22 protein-coding genes are annotated in these 15,581 nt (G+C 32.2%); all 22 read left to right on the top strand.

Annotation, left to right across the window (positions count from 1 at the left end):
• The first annotated feature begins 12 nt into the window (after nucleotides 1-12).
• The 22 genes from DWX00_RS12240 to DWX00_RS12140 all read left to right on the top strand — a co-directional run bounded on the left by DWX00_RS12240 (nucleotide 13) and on the right by DWX00_RS12140 (nucleotide 15,566).
• Nucleotides 13-1,041 carry a hypothetical protein gene (locus DWX00_RS12240; RefSeq protein WP_118595343.1) on the top strand — a complete coding sequence of 343 codons (1,029 nt, stop codon included), beginning with the start codon at nucleotides 13-15 and terminating at the stop codon, nucleotides 1,039-1,041.
• Nucleotides 1,042-1,063: 22 nt separating this feature from the next.
• Entirely contained in the window at nucleotides 1,064-2,623 is a 1,560-nt protein-coding gene (locus DWX00_RS12235; RefSeq protein WP_158578828.1) for a DHH family phosphoesterase, read from the top strand.
• Nucleotides 2,601-5,927: a PHP domain-containing protein gene (locus DWX00_RS12230; RefSeq protein ID WP_118595341.1), complete on the top strand. Its 3,327-nt coding sequence runs from the start codon at nucleotides 2,601-2,603 to the stop codon at nucleotides 5,925-5,927. Before DWX00_RS12235 ends, DWX00_RS12230 begins: the two co-directional genes overlap by 23 nt.
• A 25-nt stretch (nucleotides 5,928-5,952) precedes the next feature.
• A complete protein-coding gene (locus tag DWX00_RS12225; RefSeq protein ID WP_118595340.1) occupies nucleotides 5,953-6,450 on the top strand; it encodes an ERCC4 domain-containing protein in 498 nt (165 codons plus the stop codon).
• An 8-nt stretch (nucleotides 6,451-6,458) separates the two neighbouring features.
• The gene (locus DWX00_RS12220; protein WP_118595339.1) at nucleotides 6,459-6,695 is read left to right on the top strand and encodes a hypothetical protein; all 237 of its coding nucleotides are present in this window, start codon (nucleotides 6,459-6,461) and stop codon (nucleotides 6,693-6,695) included.
• 12 nt (nucleotides 6,696-6,707) lie between these two features.
• Nucleotides 6,708-7,166, top strand: coding sequence for a hypothetical protein (locus tag DWX00_RS12215; RefSeq protein WP_118595338.1), 459 nt, complete (start codon nucleotides 6,708-6,710; stop codon nucleotides 7,164-7,166).
• A gap of 37 nt (nucleotides 7,167-7,203) precedes the next feature.
• Nucleotides 7,204-7,977: a metallophosphoesterase family protein gene (locus DWX00_RS12210; RefSeq protein ID WP_118595337.1), complete on the top strand. Its 774-nt coding sequence runs from the start codon at nucleotides 7,204-7,206 to the stop codon at nucleotides 7,975-7,977.
• 588 nt (nucleotides 7,978-8,565) lie between these two features.
• Entirely contained in the window at nucleotides 8,566-9,027 is a 462-nt protein-coding gene (locus DWX00_RS12205) for a hypothetical protein (RefSeq protein WP_118595336.1), read from the top strand.
• A gap of 108 nt (nucleotides 9,028-9,135) precedes the next feature.
• Nucleotides 9,136-9,579, top strand: a complete 444-nt coding sequence (locus DWX00_RS12200; RefSeq protein ID WP_118595335.1) for a YopX family protein — start codon at nucleotides 9,136-9,138, stop codon at nucleotides 9,577-9,579.
• A gap of 17 nt (nucleotides 9,580-9,596) precedes the next feature.
• The gene (locus DWX00_RS12195) at nucleotides 9,597-10,181 is read left to right on the top strand and encodes a hypothetical protein (protein WP_118595334.1); all 585 of its coding nucleotides are present in this window, start codon (nucleotides 9,597-9,599) and stop codon (nucleotides 10,179-10,181) included.
• A gap of 497 nt (nucleotides 10,182-10,678) precedes the next feature.
• Nucleotides 10,679-10,825, top strand: coding sequence for a hypothetical protein (locus tag DWX00_RS19650; RefSeq protein ID WP_158578826.1), 147 nt, complete (start codon nucleotides 10,679-10,681; stop codon nucleotides 10,823-10,825).
• Between the two features lie 41 nt (nucleotides 10,826-10,866).
• Nucleotides 10,867-11,130, top strand: a complete 264-nt coding sequence (locus DWX00_RS12190; RefSeq protein ID WP_118595333.1) for a hypothetical protein — start codon at nucleotides 10,867-10,869, stop codon at nucleotides 11,128-11,130.
• On the top strand, nucleotides 11,123-11,404 hold the full coding sequence (locus tag DWX00_RS12185) for a DUF3307 domain-containing protein (protein WP_118595332.1): 282 nt from the start codon (nucleotides 11,123-11,125) through the stop codon (nucleotides 11,402-11,404). Before DWX00_RS12190 ends, DWX00_RS12185 begins: the two co-directional genes overlap by 8 nt.
• A gap of 25 nt (nucleotides 11,405-11,429) precedes the next feature.
• Nucleotides 11,430-11,693: a hypothetical protein gene (locus DWX00_RS12180; protein ID WP_118595331.1), complete on the top strand. Its 264-nt coding sequence runs from the start codon at nucleotides 11,430-11,432 to the stop codon at nucleotides 11,691-11,693.
• 4 nt (nucleotides 11,694-11,697) lie between these two features.
• Nucleotides 11,698-12,075: a hypothetical protein gene (locus DWX00_RS12175; RefSeq protein ID WP_118595330.1), complete on the top strand. Its 378-nt coding sequence runs from the start codon at nucleotides 11,698-11,700 to the stop codon at nucleotides 12,073-12,075.
• A gap of 197 nt (nucleotides 12,076-12,272) precedes the next feature.
• Nucleotides 12,273-12,470: a hypothetical protein gene (locus tag DWX00_RS19480; protein WP_147398252.1), complete on the top strand. Its 198-nt coding sequence runs from the start codon at nucleotides 12,273-12,275 to the stop codon at nucleotides 12,468-12,470.
• 3 nt (nucleotides 12,471-12,473) lie between these two features.
• Nucleotides 12,474-12,746 (top strand): hypothetical protein, encoded by a 273-nt coding sequence (locus DWX00_RS12170; protein WP_118595329.1) that lies wholly within the window; start codon nucleotides 12,474-12,476, stop codon nucleotides 12,744-12,746.
• Between the two features lie 32 nt (nucleotides 12,747-12,778).
• The gene (locus DWX00_RS12165; protein WP_118595328.1) at nucleotides 12,779-12,985 is read left to right on the top strand and encodes a hypothetical protein; all 207 of its coding nucleotides are present in this window, start codon (nucleotides 12,779-12,781) and stop codon (nucleotides 12,983-12,985) included.
• Nucleotides 12,986-13,119: 134 nt separating this feature from the next.
• Nucleotides 13,120-13,302 (top strand): hypothetical protein, encoded by a 183-nt coding sequence (locus tag DWX00_RS12160; protein ID WP_118595327.1) that lies wholly within the window; start codon nucleotides 13,120-13,122, stop codon nucleotides 13,300-13,302.
• Between the two features lie 234 nt (nucleotides 13,303-13,536).
• Nucleotides 13,537-13,839 carry a hypothetical protein gene (locus DWX00_RS12150; protein ID WP_118595325.1) on the top strand — a complete coding sequence of 101 codons (303 nt, stop codon included), beginning with the start codon at nucleotides 13,537-13,539 and terminating at the stop codon, nucleotides 13,837-13,839.
• A 180-nt stretch (nucleotides 13,840-14,019) separates the two neighbouring features.
• A complete protein-coding gene (locus tag DWX00_RS12145) occupies nucleotides 14,020-14,754 on the top strand; it encodes a DNA adenine methylase (RefSeq protein ID WP_118595324.1) in 735 nt (244 codons plus the stop codon).
• A 488-nt stretch (nucleotides 14,755-15,242) separates the two neighbouring features.
• Nucleotides 15,243-15,566, top strand: a complete 324-nt coding sequence (locus DWX00_RS12140) for a hypothetical protein (protein WP_118595323.1) — start codon at nucleotides 15,243-15,245, stop codon at nucleotides 15,564-15,566.
• The last annotated feature ends 15 nt before the right edge of the window (nucleotides 15,567-15,581 follow it).

Genomic DNA, 15,581 nt, shown 5'->3' with positions numbered 1-15,581 from the left:
TGGTGGTGATATATGTTAGAAGATATTAAAAAAGAGCTATTAAATAATCCAGAAAAACTAAAAGAGGTATTGGAACATTTTGGATACTGTAATATAGTCATTCGGCCTACATACATGCAATTTGGGCGAGATGAAGAATCTTCGAAAAAAAGTATTGTAATTAAGCTTGAAAATAATAATTGGCTGTACGTACATGATTATGCTCGAAATATTCAAACTGATATCTTTTCATATATCACCAATCAAAGAAAAGTAGAATTTGTAGACGTCTTAAATGAAATAAAAAATGTGTTACATATACAAGATTATATTGGACACTTTCAGAAAAAAGGAATCTTTGGAGGATTTTATGAAAAGATTAGACAAAGAAACACTATTCAATCGAAAATATATGACGAAAAAATATTAGATGAATTTCAATTCTATCCCAATATTCGATTTTTGAAAGATCATATATCATTAGATGCACAGCAGTATTTTGGAATAAGATATGACGTCGAATCACAAGGAATTGTTATTCCCATCAGAAATGAATATGGACAGCTTATTGGGGTTAAGGAACGTTTTAATTATGAGATTTCAGATGGTGCGCTGAAATATTTTTATTCTTATCCTGGGCGTTGCAGCACTACATTATTTGGTTATGCTCAAAATTATCAATATCTTGTTGAAAATACTGTTTTTGTAGGAGAAGCAGAAAAATTTGTCATGCAATGTTATTCATACGGATATAGAAACGCTGTTGCGCTTATGAGTGGAAGTTTAAGTGTACAGCAAGCACGGTTGCTTGTGGAGCTACATCCAACAAAGGTAATTTTTCTACATGATCAAGGATATGAATTGGACAATATAAAGAGAAACGTAGAAGTTTTACGTCATTATTCTAAGTTTACGGAATTTGAGATTGGATATTGGGATTGGACAAAATCATATTATGCTCCAAAGGTTTCTGCAAGCGACATGGGTAAAGAAAAATTTGAGTATATCATAAATAATGAAATTTTAATACTAGGAGATGATAAGGACGAAGAAGAATTATAATATTTTAAACGATTGTAGAGGAATGTATGAGGATGAAGTATTTGATACGATTCTTCAACAAAGAGGAGTTCAAGATGCGAAACATTTTTTAAATCCAATAGAAGAAGATTTACTTCCACTGGATTCTTTATATAGGATTGATGAAGCATACATACGTATTAATCGGGCAATTGAAGAAAACGAAAACATTGGTATTTTATTTGATACAGATACTGATGGAATCGCGGCAGGAACGATTATGACACGATATTTGAGATATTTTACAGACGATATTTTTACATATATTGATGACGGTAAGCAGCATGGACTAAAAGGACAAAATTTGCAGCAGTTTGCATCTTTAGATTTATTGATTGTTGTAGATAGTTTAGACGAAGACGAAATTCAGTATAAAGAATTGTCAGAAGCAGGAATCGATGTACTTATTTTAGACCATCATGCAATTAAACGGGAAATTCCATATGATACATATACAATTCTTATTTCTTCTCAAAGAGATTATGATAATTCGCAATTATCTGGAGCAGGGGTGGTATGGAAATTCTGTAAATATTTGGATGAACAATTTCTTACAGATTATGCAGATGAATTAGTAGATCTTGCGGCATGTGGTCTAGTTGGAGATATGATGGATATGACAGTTATGGAAAACCGTTATATCGTGTCGAAAGGACTTGAGAAGATTTATAATCCAGCAGTTAAGAAGATTGTCGGCGGATTTGAATTCAACAGTACGGCAATTGCATTTAGTATTGCTCCAATTGTAAATGCAGCGAACCGTATGGGTGAAAATGAAACTGCTATGAATGCATTTCTAGAAGATAATAACAAACAAGTGCTTGCCTATGTAAAAGCATTAAAGAAATGTAAGGAAGAACAAAATCAAGAAGTGGAGCGTTTACTGCCGAATGTTTATGAACAATGTGAGAAACAAAAGGATCAAAAGGTAATCACTGTATATATTGATACACAATATGGTATTGCTGGTTTATTAGGAAATAAGCTACTAGAAAAGTATCAAAAGCCGATCTTAGTGTTGAAAGATGTCGGATCAAAATACGCAGGTTCTATGAGAGCCGTAGGTGTTGATGATTTTCGAAAAATCTGCAATGATAGTGGTTATGCAAAAGCAGATGGGCATGAACTTGCATCGGGTATTCAAATCAAAAAATCAGATCTTAACAATTTCTTGTCTTATGTCGAAACAAACCTTCCAGAGTTTAAAGAACCAACAATTGACATTGATATTCAAATTGATGTCGAAGATATTACCAGACGATTAATAGAGAATATCAAAAAGATTGATCGTATTTCTGGCACAAATTTTAAACCAGTAAGAGCTTATATGGATAATATTTGTGATTACGAAATTGGTCAGATGAGTGATTATAAGCATTTAGTTCTAAAACCGAATGATTACTTGCAGATTATCAAATGGAACTTCGACGGTTCATTTGATGATATGGAGGATCATAGCACTATGAATGATGAATTCGAAGCCGTATGTAGTCTGGATAGTGGATTTTTAGGTAGAAAATTTGTACTAAAAGCAGTATGCGATGTACTTTCGGAGGTGGATTAAAATTTCTAATATTGAGTTGATAAAAAAAATTATTCCTACATTGACATTTGAATTCCCTTATTCACCAGAAGAATATGAAAAGAATTTATATTTAGAGAACTATCATTGTCACAAAGATTTTAGTAACACATCAACACCGGACTGTGCGGAATCTATAGAAACATATGCGGAAAGAATACATGAATTTGGTGCAAAGTGTTTATACTCAGGAGAGCATGGATCACAGGGGAATCAATTTCAAGTATATAAAGTTGCTGAAAAAGAACATCTTAAATATATTCATTCTTCGGAAGTTTACTGGGTAAAAGATAGAAAAGAAAAAGACAGAGCAAATTGTCATATGATCATAGCAGCAAAAAATGCAGAGGGACGTCGAGATATTAATTTTGCTTTATCTATGGCAAACATTGATGGATATTACTATAAACCACGCATTGATTTAGAACTATTATTTAACATCCCAAAAGACAATGTGATCATTACGTCTGCATGTTTAGCAGGGTGGAACTATGAAGATGCTGAAGAAGTTTGGCTGAAAGTCCATAAGTATTTTGGAGATAATTTTTTTCTTGAAGTTCAATATCACAATACCGATAAGCAAAAAGAACTCAATAAAAGAATATTGAAAATTGCAAAAGAACATAATATTCAGATCATCTGTGGCCTTGATAGTCATTATGTTAAAGAAGAAAATTCTATTAAACGTGATCAGATTCTAAAATATAAGAACATCAATTATCCAGACGAAAAGGGATGGTATCTTGATTATCCAGATACTCAGACGGTTATAAAAAGGTTTATAGAACAGGGAGTTCTAAATAAAGAGGAAATATTTAGAGCGATTATGAACACCAATGTTTTTGTATCGGAATGCGAAGTAATTGTTTTAGATAGAAAATTTAAAATACCAAGTGTTTATAAAGATAAAACCTATAAAGAAAAATGCAAAATTTATAAAGATATTTTAAATCGGGCTTATGCAAAAGAAAAGGATAAGTCTAAAGAAAAAGCTGATGGCATTCGTTATGAAGCAAAACAGGTTATGGAAGCTGGCGTAGTCGATTACTTTTTGACGAGCAAATCAATTATAGATGATGCAGTTAATAATGAAGGAGGAATTTTAACTACTACCTCAAGAGGTAGTGCTGCATCATTTATTACAAACAAATTGTTGGGACTTACTACTGTAGACCGTTTTAACGCCGACATTCCAATTTATCCGGAACGATTTTTAACGAAAGAACGTGTTCTTGCAGGACAAATGCCTGATATTGACATGAACGTTGCCACACAAGAGCCTTTTGTAAGAGCGGCGAGAAAATTGCTAGGTGAACATGGATGTTATCCATTAATGGCAATAGAAAAATTAAAAGAAAAAGCTGCATGGCAATTATATGCGGGAGCAAATGATGTGCGCCCAGAAGATGCGAACCAAATTTCGAAGTATCTGGACGAATATAATAAAGCATTGAAATATGCCGACGATGATGAAAAGGAAGAGATTCATGTTGAAGATTATATTCCAGAAGAGTATTTAGAGTTATTTAAGCAAAGCAATGATTATCAGGGAATCACAATCAACTTAAAAGTACATGCTTGTGGACATTTCATTTTTGATGGAGACATTCGAAGAGAAGTAGGATTAATTAGTGCTGTTTCAGAATCGACTGGGAAAAGAACTATATGCGCTGCTATTGAAGGTGGTTATCTTGATGAATTTGGGTATGTAAAAGAGGATTTTCTTATTGTAGATAGTGTATATCTTACGTATAAATTTTTTCATAGTATTGGTAAGGAAGTTCCTACGTTTGAAGAACTGAGACATATGATTGATGGAGATGAAAAGACATGGGACATTTATGCAAATGGTATTACATGTTGCATAAATCAATGCGAAAAAGAAGCTACTACCAATCGAGTAAAAAAATATAAACCGCAGAACCTGGCAGAATTAAGTAGTTTTATTGCAGCAATTCGACCAGGCTTTGCTTCACTACTTAGTACTTTTTTAAATCGTGAACCATATACAACTGGAGAAAAAAAGATTGATGATTTGTTATCTGATACAGCTCATTTCATGCTTTATCAGGAATCAATTATGAAAGTACTATCCTTCTTACAATTAAGGATGACAGAAACATATGGTGTTATTAAAAATATTTCAAAGAAAAAATATAGGCTGCATCCTGAAATGTTAAAAGAATTACAAGAGCGATTAATTAAAGGTTGGAAAAAAGAGATTGGTAAAACAGATAATTTTAATAATGTTTGGAATGTAATTGAGTCTTCTGGCCTGTACGCCTTCAACTCTCCTCATGCTTATAGCATGGGTGGTGATTCTGCTTATCAGGCATGGTTTAAAGCTCATCATACTAAGATTTTTTATGAAGTAGCAATTAATCATTATCAAGAGAAGAATAAAAAAGATAAAATTGATGCTCTTGTGAAAGAAGCAATTAAATTTTGGGGATATAAACTAGGAGATTATGAATTTGGAGCAGACAATAGAAAAGTCACAATCAATGAAAAGAATATGATTATATATCCTAATTTATCAAGCGTAAAAGGGTTTGGTGAAGGAGTCGTTAACACTCTTTATGAATTGGGAACATCGGAATATAAAACATTTACTGATGTACTTGATGTGCTGTTTCTAAATTCAATCAATAAAACTATAGTCAATAAACTTATTAGAATTAATTATTTTAAGAAGTATGGTGATGTGAATACATTGCTTGAGACTGCAAAATTATATGATTTGTTAAAAGGCGCAAAACAAATTTCAAAGGATAAGGCAGAGAAAAATAATATCTCATTTGTTATACTTGCTCAATATGGAAATGAGACAGCAAAACAGTTTAATAAACTTGATTCTGAAAAAGTCTTATGTGAATTAATTTCTAAAATACCATACAAAAAAGTAACTTTAAAAGAAAGACTTGACAATCAGAGGGAAATTATTGGAATTGTGAGTGGTTCAGATCCAGAAGTGAATAGACGTTTATATTATGTTTCTGAATTAGACATCAAAAAATCTATTGTGAATGTTAAGTTATTTGAAATCTATAGCGGTAAAACACGAACAGTCAAAATGTGGACAAGTCAATATAATCGTAATCCATTCGAACTTGGTTCAATTCTATACATAATTTCCCTGGAAAAGAAAAATAAAAAAGAACCAACGGGCGAGGTCGATCCCAAAACAGGAAAGAAAATATATAAGGAAGTTCCGGATAAATTCGAATTTTGGCTTGGAAAATTCACAGTAAAAAATAATGTAGAGGAGGTGGTTCAAGATATTTAGCAATTACAAATATACAGATAAAGAGATGAAGGAACTAATCTCCTCCATCGTTATTCTGATCGATACGAGGGAAAAATCGTTCTCTCACATCACTGATTATTTCGATAGAAAAGACATCAAATATAAAAAGAAAGCACTGGCATATGGTGATTATAGTTTTATGCTCGAACAGAATGAAAAGCTTTCTATTCCAAGACCATTATACTTTGATAAAAAGATTGTCGTGGAGCGCAAAGGCAGTCTGGAAGAAATTAGTGGTAATTTGACAAATGGCAGAGATAGATTTGAGAAGGAACTATGTTTGGCACCAGAGAATAAAGTACTGTTGATTGAAAATGGTTCTTATGCCGATATTGCATCTGGGAATTATGATACTCAATATAATAAGAAATCATTTTGGGCTTCGCTGCATTCTATATGGTTTAAGTACAATATTCCAATCTTCTTTATGCCAGACAATAAATATTCTGGATTATTTATCAGAGGATACTTTGAATATTACTTAAAGAATTTATTTAAATAGGAGAATATATGTTTACAGCACAAGAAGCAAGAAATATCTCGAACAAAGCATACAAAGAGCAAATAGATGCCGAATTAGCGTCTATTGTGCCTGAAATCGAGGCAGCAATGCGTAAGGGTGAGTACAGTTGTTGGATTTATGAAACTAACATTTCATCAGCCACAATTGCTTACCTGAAAGAACTAGGATACAAAATTACATCTTCAACACAGTATAACGAAACAGAATATAAAATTGCGTGGTAGGAGAATAAAAATATGAAGTTAAGTGAAATAGCGGAATACATTGTAGACAATTATCCAGAATCTAATATCGCATATAACAACGATGTCATAAAGGGATATAGAAAAGAATGGTACGAAGAAAGTCTTATCGATCCACTGCTAGATTTTTACATGCACGAAGAATTGGGTCTATGCGGATGTGGAAATCCAGAATTTACATATGAGACGATAAGAAGATATCTAAATATACGAAACGAATTTGTAATATCAAAAATTGATTATCAGGAGGTTATTGATAGATACAAAAATGATCTTTTGCTTGATTATAATAACGACATTCAATATGGTCTGTTACAATTCATGATGTATATTCTTGATGACAAAGATTTTACAACACATGGGAGTAGTATTGGTGGATGCTGGTTAACTAAAAAAGGACAAAGATTATTGACAGTTCTGGAAGCATGGAGAGCAAGAGAAGATAAAGAATAATTTGTCAGGATGATAAAAGATGGAAGGCTGATGAGCTATGGCAGTATATGTGACTGGTGATATACATGGAGATCCTACCAGGTTAAGTAAAAATAGTTTCTACGAACAAAAGGATTTTTTTAATAACAAAGATGAAAATGTAGTTATTATTCTTGGAGATTTCGGTCTTGTTTGGAATAGAGATAAGGAAAGTAAACAAGAAAAGTACTGGTTAGATTGGCTTAACAAAAAACCGTTTACAACAGTATTTGTAGATGGGAATCATGAAAATCACAAAAGACTTTCAACTTATCCTATAAAAGAATGGCATGGCGGCAAAGTACATGAGATAAGAACCCATGTATTACATCTTATACGGGGAGAAGTATTTACAATTGATGAAACAAAGTTCTTCGCTTTTGGTGGGGCAAGCAGCCATGATATTCAAGATGGCATTCTTGATTACAATGATTCTAATTGGCAGGAAAAAGCAAAGAAACTTGATAAACAAGGTAAATATATGTATCGTGTTAAGAATTTATCTTGGTGGGAAGAGGAATTGCCAACTGATGAGGAAATGCAGCATGGAATCAATGTATTAAAAGAGAATAACAATATGGTCGATTTTATTATCACCCACAGTCCTTCGACGTCAGAATTATATCTTATGAGTGGTAATAACTTATATGAACCAGATGTCCTTACAAATTATCTAGAAGATATAAAAGTTACGACAAAATATAAAAGACATTTGTTTGGGCATATGCATATTAATAAAGCTATTAATGACAAAGATATTTGCTTATATGAACAAATTATTAGACTATTATAAGGAAGTGATTATGTAATGTGCAGATATTGTAACTATGAATCTGATGATAATCGAATTTTTATCGATCCACTGACTAATGAATATTATTTGGATATCGAAACGATGGTATGTGATAGTTATGATGATGGTTTTTTCATGATAAAGAATATATCAATTATTGTCCATGGTGCGGAAGAAAATTGACGAAAGAATGAGATATCGTTATGGAAAAGAAAATTGTTGACTATAGAAAAAGACATAGACGATGTAAATACTGTAAATATAATGTGCTTGTAATGCCAAAGGACATGTATACACCAGACTACTATGTATGCAAAGTGAAAGATAAAATTATAGAAGATTGGTTTGTCGAGTATTTACCAAGAATATTTTGTTCATGTTATGAATTAAAATAAATAATGTGTGGTGGCGGAATATGTAGACGCTAATGACAGATAGGTTGCTCTAACGGTTCAATTCCGTCGGTATCTGAAACAGTGAAATAGCTGATGATACTGGGTCTGATTAGGCAGAAGGGTGTGAGTAGCTATGTATGGTGAAAATCCATACCCACATATTATAGAAAAATTGAAAGGAAGAAACTAAAAGATGAATAAAGAATTAGAAAATAAAGCATTAGAGATTATTCAGAAATTGCAAACATATAATCCAGCAGCGGGAGATGATTCTAGATGGTTTAAACAATGTTTATTAGATTTAGAAGATATAATTATTGATGATGAAATTTCGCCAAAAGAGCGCGAAAGATTGAAACGCATTGAAAATCGTAAAAAGCTTGGCACAAATATGGATAATACACTTTATGTTAATATAAATAAAAATAATATTCAAATTGCAGTGTCTGCACCGCAAGCTGAAATCGTATATTCAAAATGGTGTTCTAAAACAGACGCTGCAGCAGATATTATTATAGAAATGTGTTCCAGATATGGTGTAAAACAGATTTTCATTCAAGATGATCATTTTGGAACTAATCTTCTCGATCTGCTTAGTCAAAAAGGGATGGATGATTCTATGGATATTGTCAAATTTAATTATATGGAAGCATAAAGTATCTTAATTAAGTGTATGTGTTTAAATCTAGAGAAATTCATGAAAGATAATTAATGAATCTTGATTTATTGAGGATCTGAAAAAAAATGGAGACAGTAGAAGATTATGAATAGAGAAATACTTTTTAGAGGGAAACGTGTCGATAATGGTGAATGGGTAGATGGATATTTGTTTGACGATGGTTATCAAAAACCTAGGCACGTTTTTGTCGGTGATTTGGTGATTGCCGAGTATAATGGAATGGCTTGTGACGAATGGGACATTGAAGGCATTGGTTTTTATGATGTTGACCCGAATACAGTTTGCCAGTACACAGGGCTGACCGACAAGATCGGAAAGAAAATCTTTGAGGGAGATATTGTTCAGGTTGGATGGTATAAGGGAACAGTTGTGTATGAAAACGGATGCTTCGCAATTAAGTGGAACAATATTAAGTTTCTCGGAAAAGACTTGGGATATTGGGCGGATTTAGATGGTTTCCATACTGTAGGCAACATATTTGACAATCCTGAACTGTTGGAAGATGAAAATGAAAAAACGCAAAGATAATAAAGGAAGGAAAAAGAATGATGAAATATAAAGTTGGAGATAAAATTAAAATTGTCAGAGCAACTACTGGTTGTTATGGCGCAGAAGGAAAAATTGGTATTATTACTAATAGACCTTCTACAGATGGTCTTACTTGTTACCAAGACGGTTTTAACGTAGATTGTGGCGATGAACATGTTTGGAGAATTGGTTTTGAATCAGAATTCGAACTATTAGACGAATTGACAGCAGCGGAAGCAACTAAGATTTTAGGCGAAATTTGTTGCGAACATAAATGCCTTAATGGATGTCCTATTGGTAAAGTAAAAGGGAAGATAACGTGTCAAGATTTCCGAAAAGATAAACCTGAACAAGTTATTGAAATCCTTAAACAGTGGAAGAAAGACCATGAGAAAAAAGAAATAGAGACTGAAATCGTAGACCTTATTCGAGTTATGAAAGAAGTATATGATGACGAAACATGTATATATGCTTATGAAATTGACGTAAATAAGGAAGACATTAACGAGAAAATGAAAGAGTTGGTAAAAAAGTATTCTAACGAACAAAACGGAAAAATTTACGCCAAATATGAGCGTATTTGTAGAGTAATACGAGCATGAAATGTCGATTTCAATTGAGTGATGGTATAACAGTGTAGTTTAAATAGTTATCTACCATGTGAGCCTAATAGCAGCATCTCAAGGGTAGAACAGCCATTAACAGAAAGGATTAAAAATAAATGTGTGAATTTTGCGATGGGCTTGAATTAGAATTGAATGCAACTCATCCAATTAACAGAGAAGGGTTTATCAATTGTATTACATATGACAACATAAATAATATCTATTGTATCTGGCATAAATGTGACGATGATTATTATACATGTAATATTAAAATTAATTATTGTCCTATATGTGGAAGGAAATTAAGTGATGGATAATTTACCTTACTCATTGGCTTGCTTATACATAGGGATGACGGAAGAATATGATAGATAATTGATGCAACAGTGTTCAAAGATAATCAAGAATGCAAACAAGCTATAATTCATGGGATGGTAATAGCTTCAATGCTGACAAGTAGATGCAAACGGATCGAGATAAAAGAGGTAACTGTTATGAAAAAATGTATTATTTTAGAGATAGAAAATAAGACAGACTTTGAAAACAAAATGAATGAATATTTATCTGAGGGATATAAAATCGAAGCCAGTTCGTGTAATAGCAAATATTACAAAGCAATTATGGTGTTAGAGAAAGAATAACGAAATCACTCTTTCATTGGAGAATTTAAGGAGATAATAATATGATTGGTATGCACGAAGATTATAATTATCACGATATTTTCAAAGAATATGCAGAAAATATTTCGGGAAAATGGTTTAAAGAAAACTATCTTCAGATTGTTGGAACTAAAACTGTAGATGATTATATGTATGTAAAAGGATTTGATGGTGGATTTCCACATGCAAGTGCTTATGTAAAAATTGACATGAAAGAGAATAAGATTGTTAATTATTATGATGCACATAACTGTCCTGTTAAAGTAAAGGATGGGATATATGAATAAGGTAATTTTATTAGTGTTTTGTCATTTGGTTGGTGATTATGTTTTACAAAGTGACTTTATTGCAAAGACTAAAGGAAGTAATTGGTATCATTTATTCGTACATTGTGCGTTGTATTGTTTACCATTTTACCTTGCATTTGGATTAACCTGGCAGCTTGGAGTTGTTTTTTTGACACACTGTATTATTGATCCGCTAAAGGCGAGATATCAAAAAATATCATATGTAACTGATCAAGTTTTGCATTATTTGGTATCATTCGTTTATTTTTTGTAAAAACAGGAACGAGGTGAGTAAAGCTATGAAACCTGATAGATTTACAATTACAACTAAAAAATTTGATTTTATGAAACTAAATGAAAAGATTCACACTTATAAACTTGAGAACGGATATAAACCATATTTGTTTATGAATGAAGATACAATTGACGAATTAGTAAACATAATTGGACTTTCTTGTGACGGATTAACAGGTGCTCAGTCAAATGGTTTGTGCGGGACGTATTGTGCGATGAAGACTTTTTGTGATAATACAATGCAATTTGGTGAAGTAGAAATGAGGTGAGAACATGAGAATTTTGACAAAAGAACAATTGTTAAAAGAGCCTAGTGGAACCGTATATGCAGAGTATGTATCTGAATTTATAAATGAAAATTTGCATATTAAAGTTGGAAATAATTGCAATTTAAATATAATTCCAACACATAATTATAGTACAGAAAAAGATATAAATAGACAAACAAATTGGTCTACTGATGATTTGAATATTATTGCAGACTATGACAAGAATCAATTATTTGCAGTATTCAATAAATCAGAAGTAATGAAAATGATAAATTGTTTATCATGGGCTTTATCTGGATGTGATGGTTATTTTGATATGGATGAAGTGTATTGTGAAAATGAAGAAGTATATAGAGATCCAGAATGGATGCCATACGATTGAGAGGTGAGAATTATGGAAAGTAATAAAATTCAGATTGCAACAAATGAATCCGATGACTATATAGTTCTTCACTATGAGGATTTTTCAGAAAGGGATATAGAATTGATTATGATGATTAGATTGATCTCCTGAAATATCTAGGATATGAAGTAGAATATAAAGAGATTTCTGATGAAGAGGTGGAGGAATTGTAGTAAATGGCAGTAATTGAAGTGTGTGATATTTGCAGAAAAGAAATATCTAAAAGTAATGGAATTACACTAGATTGTTCCGATTGGAATGGATGGGACTATCCTGTAGGAGTGCCTATAAGAACAGAAAGAAATTATAAAGTAAGAATTTGTGACAAATGTAAAGATAATATTATTAAGTACTGTAAAAGAAATGCGAGGTAAAAGATGAAGAAAATTAAAGGTTTAATATTTGCAACAGGTTTTGTATTGTGTGGATTTGTTATTGGAGCATGTGGAACTTCTGTCGAAGCAAAACAAGATAAACCATTAAAAATATGGTTTGAGAATCAAAATGGAAAGATGGAAACTTATCAGCTTGTAGACGAAGAGACAGGAGTAAATTATATTGTCGTGTCTGGTGAACTTTATCAGAAAGGGATTGGTACTGCAATAAATCCAAGATTAAAGGCTGATGGTAGTTTGTATATAAGCAAATAGCATGAAATATGTTTTTCAATGAGAGGTGGAGCATGAGTCGAATTATTACACATGAAAAATGTGACTGTTGCAAAAAAGAATACAAAAATTTTTACATAAGCTTTGGTCATCCAGATCATGATATTACATGGAAATGGAAGTGTGATAAGTGTTGGTATATAAATGAAAGATTAATCAAAGTTTGGAAAGTACCTGATGATTTAGGTTGGATTAATTTGAAAGATTTAGAAGAGGGTTAATATGAGTATACTTTGGTTTATGTTTATGATGTTTTGTTATGGCAGTGGAGCAAAGGTTACAGATATGAATTTTATGATGATTGCCTTATTTTACATTGGAGATTGTATTCTATTAACAAACAGGAGGTAAGATAATGACATTTGAGACAAGTAAGAGAATAGACAATTGGTGTAAAAGACATCAAGAAAATGGATGTGTGTCACATGCAACAGCCGGTGAACAGTTTGTATATAAATTCTTGCCAAGTGGTATTGTAGAATGCCAGACCGTCAAATGCTTATGCTGTGGCAAAGAATTCACGGATTATGTGGAGTAAGAAGGAAAATAAAAATGGACAGAAGTTTTATTGGTAATCTTAATGAAGTAGAAATACGACACGCAAAAAAGGGTTGTATGTGTAAGGTATGTGACAGAGAACTAAATGATGATATGATTGTATATCTTAGATCGTGTCGTCTACATGGGCAACTATATCATATATGCATTCCTTGTTGGAGGAAGATTAACGCATTAGTCGAAGAAGAGTTAGATAATCTAGGAGGTAAAAATATTGGCGGTAAGCAATGATTCTTATTATAAACCAGACGAAGCCTTGCATGAATTACAGATGCAGGAAACTATTATGAAAGCATTGGTTGATGTACAAGTAGTGTTGCGAATTCTAGTGGACAAAGAAATTGTAACTCGTGAAGAGGTGCAAAAATATAGGAATGAAGTAGGCAATAGTCCAAAGTATAAGCCCGTACTAGATGATATTCAGAGACAGAAAAGAGGATTCCAGGCTGCAAAAGATAATCCACAAGAATATCTGAAAGCTATCTTCAATGCAAAGATGAATGGAGATATCAAATAGTAATTTTAAAATAACTTCTTAGAGCGTTTCTGCTCGAAATTTCCAATTGGACAAGAGAATAATATATTAGATGGTTGCAAACATCTAGTTATGAAATTGAATTTTTATTAAGAAAACTTAACGAAAGGAGTATGAGATTTGTACGTACATTAAAGAATTCTTTGCTCTTAATAGTTGTTAATGAAATACATGGGATCAAAGTCTCGAATATCGAAATATATAATTCCGATTATTCAGCAGAGAATAAAAGATTATGATATAAAAACATATATAGAGCCGTTCTGTGGTGGATGCAATATCATTGACAAGATTCAATGTGATACAAAAATTGCATCCGATAATCATAAATATCTTATAGAAATATTCAAGAATCTAAATCGGATTCAAAGTCTTCCAGATTTTATTACAAAAGAACATTACTCAAAAGTAAGAGAATGCTTCAACAAAGACTTAAATACATATCCTGGCTGGTATATTGGAGCAGTTGGATTTCTTGCGAGCTATAACGGACGATTCTTTGATGGTGGATATTCAGGCGTTGTATGTACAAAAGCTGGAACTGAAAGAAATTATTATGATGAAGCAAGAAGAAACCTATTAGAACAGATTCCACGATTAAAAGATATTCTGTTCCAATGCGGAGATTATGAAGAGTTATATTCTGATAGAATTGACTGTTTATTCTACTGTGATATTCCATATTGCGGAGTAAAACAATATGGTACAAGCAAAAACTTTGATTATGATAGATTTTGGAATTGGGCGGAAAAAATGAGCGAAAAGAATATTGTTCTGGTTAGTGAACATAAAGCACCTTCAGGATGGGATTGTATTTGGGAACAAGAAGTAAAAAGAACAATTGATAATAACAAGCGTGTAAAAGCAGTGGAAAAATTATTTGAGATAAGAGAATAAATGTCATGGGGGTAATTAATTTATGCATGAATTACTTGGATATGAAGTAAAGATTGGCAATAAAAATAGTAAAATCACAAAGAAATGTCCGATGTGCGGAAAATCTATGGTTAGAGAATGTGTGTTAGAGAATAATAAGTTTGTATATAAGGAAAGATGCTGCAATCTTTTCTGTGGAAGATATACTCCGTATTTTAATTGGAAATAAAATAATAAAAAGATAAATGCGGTGAAAGGAACTGAAAGTCTGAGATGGTGAAAAGGTAAAGGTGAAGACTGTTAGCAATATTTCAGTCAACCGATGGGTGTATGAGTTGAACCTGTGAATTCAGAATATAATACTCTGGAACAAACCGCAACCCTCACGTAGTCAGGGACAAGGATGCTCTCATGAAGTACGGAAATGAACGTGCTTCTAATTATGAAATTAATTTTTCATTTGATTTTTGTCGAAGTAGAGAATAAATAATCAGGAGGTGAGAGTCAAAATGAAAATATCTGAATTACAAGCAGTTTGTAAGTACGATGACAGTGAAATGGAAGAAGTTAAAAACTGCCATCCAAAACAGATTGCAAGTGAAGTAATTCCTATTCCAACTTGGAAGATTAAATATAAGTATACAACTGCTCGTGGAAATCCAAAAGAAGCAGTAAAGTATATGTTCTTAGATAAGAATGCATGGGATTCTGTCGATCAGGAATTCATGAATCATATTAAAGAACTTAATGAAAAACATCCGGAAAGAACGATATCAAACGTAGAAATTCTTGATGCGGTTTATTTCGGAAAACTTTATTTAGAACTTGAATAATAAATATTTTTCAAT

It is taken from the genome of Blautia sp. AF17-9LB, assembly GCF_003479185.1.
In the GTDB taxonomy this organism is placed as follows: domain Bacteria; phylum Bacillota; class Clostridia; order Lachnospirales; family Lachnospiraceae; genus Fusicatenibacter; species Fusicatenibacter saccharivorans.
Note: the sequence above shows the minus strand (reverse complement) of the source record. Positions and strands in the feature narration are given on the sequence as shown.

What these genes read in the sequence shown, in the direction of transcription:
- DWX00_RS12170 (WP_118595329.1), top strand. Translation starts at nt 12,474, where the DNA reads ATGAAGAAAATTAAAGGTTTAATATTTGCAACAGGTTTTGTATTGTGT.
- DWX00_RS19480 (WP_147398252.1), top strand. Translation starts at nt 12,273, where the DNA reads ATGGCAGTAATTGAAGTGTGTGATATTTGCAGAAAAGAAATATCTAAA.
- DWX00_RS12195 (WP_118595334.1), top strand. Translation starts at nt 9,597, where the DNA reads ATGATGAAATATAAAGTTGGAGATAAAATTAAAATTGTCAGAGCAACT.
- DWX00_RS12240 (WP_118595343.1), top strand. Translation starts at nt 13, where the DNA reads ATGTTAGAAGATATTAAAAAAGAGCTATTAAATAATCCAGAAAAACTA.
- DWX00_RS12235 (WP_158578828.1), top strand. Translation starts at nt 1,064, where the DNA reads ATGTATGAGGATGAAGTATTTGATACGATTCTTCAACAAAGAGGAGTT.
- DWX00_RS12190 (WP_118595333.1), top strand. Translation starts at nt 10,867, where the DNA reads ATGATTGGTATGCACGAAGATTATAATTATCACGATATTTTCAAAGAA.
- DWX00_RS12225 (WP_118595340.1), top strand. Translation starts at nt 5,953, where the DNA reads ATGAAGGAACTAATCTCCTCCATCGTTATTCTGATCGATACGAGGGAA.
- DWX00_RS12160 (WP_118595327.1), top strand. Translation starts at nt 13,120, where the DNA reads ATGACATTTGAGACAAGTAAGAGAATAGACAATTGGTGTAAAAGACAT.
- DWX00_RS12185 (WP_118595332.1), top strand. Translation starts at nt 11,123, where the DNA reads ATGAATAAGGTAATTTTATTAGTGTTTTGTCATTTGGTTGGTGATTAT.
- DWX00_RS19650 (WP_158578826.1), top strand. Translation starts at nt 10,679, where the DNA reads ATGAAAAAATGTATTATTTTAGAGATAGAAAATAAGACAGACTTTGAA.
- DWX00_RS12165 (WP_118595328.1), top strand. Translation starts at nt 12,779, where the DNA reads ATGAGTCGAATTATTACACATGAAAAATGTGACTGTTGCAAAAAAGAA.
- DWX00_RS12175 (WP_118595330.1), top strand. Translation starts at nt 11,698, where the DNA reads ATGAGAATTTTGACAAAAGAACAATTGTTAAAAGAGCCTAGTGGAACC.
- DWX00_RS12230 (WP_118595341.1), top strand. Translation starts at nt 2,601, where the DNA reads ATGTACTTTCGGAGGTGGATTAAAATTTCTAATATTGAGTTGATAAAA.
- DWX00_RS12215 (WP_118595338.1), top strand. Translation starts at nt 6,708, where the DNA reads ATGAAGTTAAGTGAAATAGCGGAATACATTGTAGACAATTATCCAGAA.
- DWX00_RS12140 (WP_118595323.1), top strand. Translation starts at nt 15,243, where the DNA reads ATGAAAATATCTGAATTACAAGCAGTTTGTAAGTACGATGACAGTGAA.
- DWX00_RS12210 (WP_118595337.1), top strand. Translation starts at nt 7,204, where the DNA reads ATGGCAGTATATGTGACTGGTGATATACATGGAGATCCTACCAGGTTA.
- DWX00_RS12200 (WP_118595335.1), top strand. Translation starts at nt 9,136, where the DNA reads ATGAATAGAGAAATACTTTTTAGAGGGAAACGTGTCGATAATGGTGAA.
- DWX00_RS12145 (WP_118595324.1), top strand. Translation starts at nt 14,020, where the DNA reads ATGAAATACATGGGATCAAAGTCTCGAATATCGAAATATATAATTCCG.
- DWX00_RS12180 (WP_118595331.1), top strand. Translation starts at nt 11,430, where the DNA reads ATGAAACCTGATAGATTTACAATTACAACTAAAAAATTTGATTTTATG.
- DWX00_RS12205 (WP_118595336.1), top strand. Translation starts at nt 8,566, where the DNA reads ATGAATAAAGAATTAGAAAATAAAGCATTAGAGATTATTCAGAAATTG.
- DWX00_RS12220 (WP_118595339.1), top strand. Translation starts at nt 6,459, where the DNA reads ATGTTTACAGCACAAGAAGCAAGAAATATCTCGAACAAAGCATACAAA.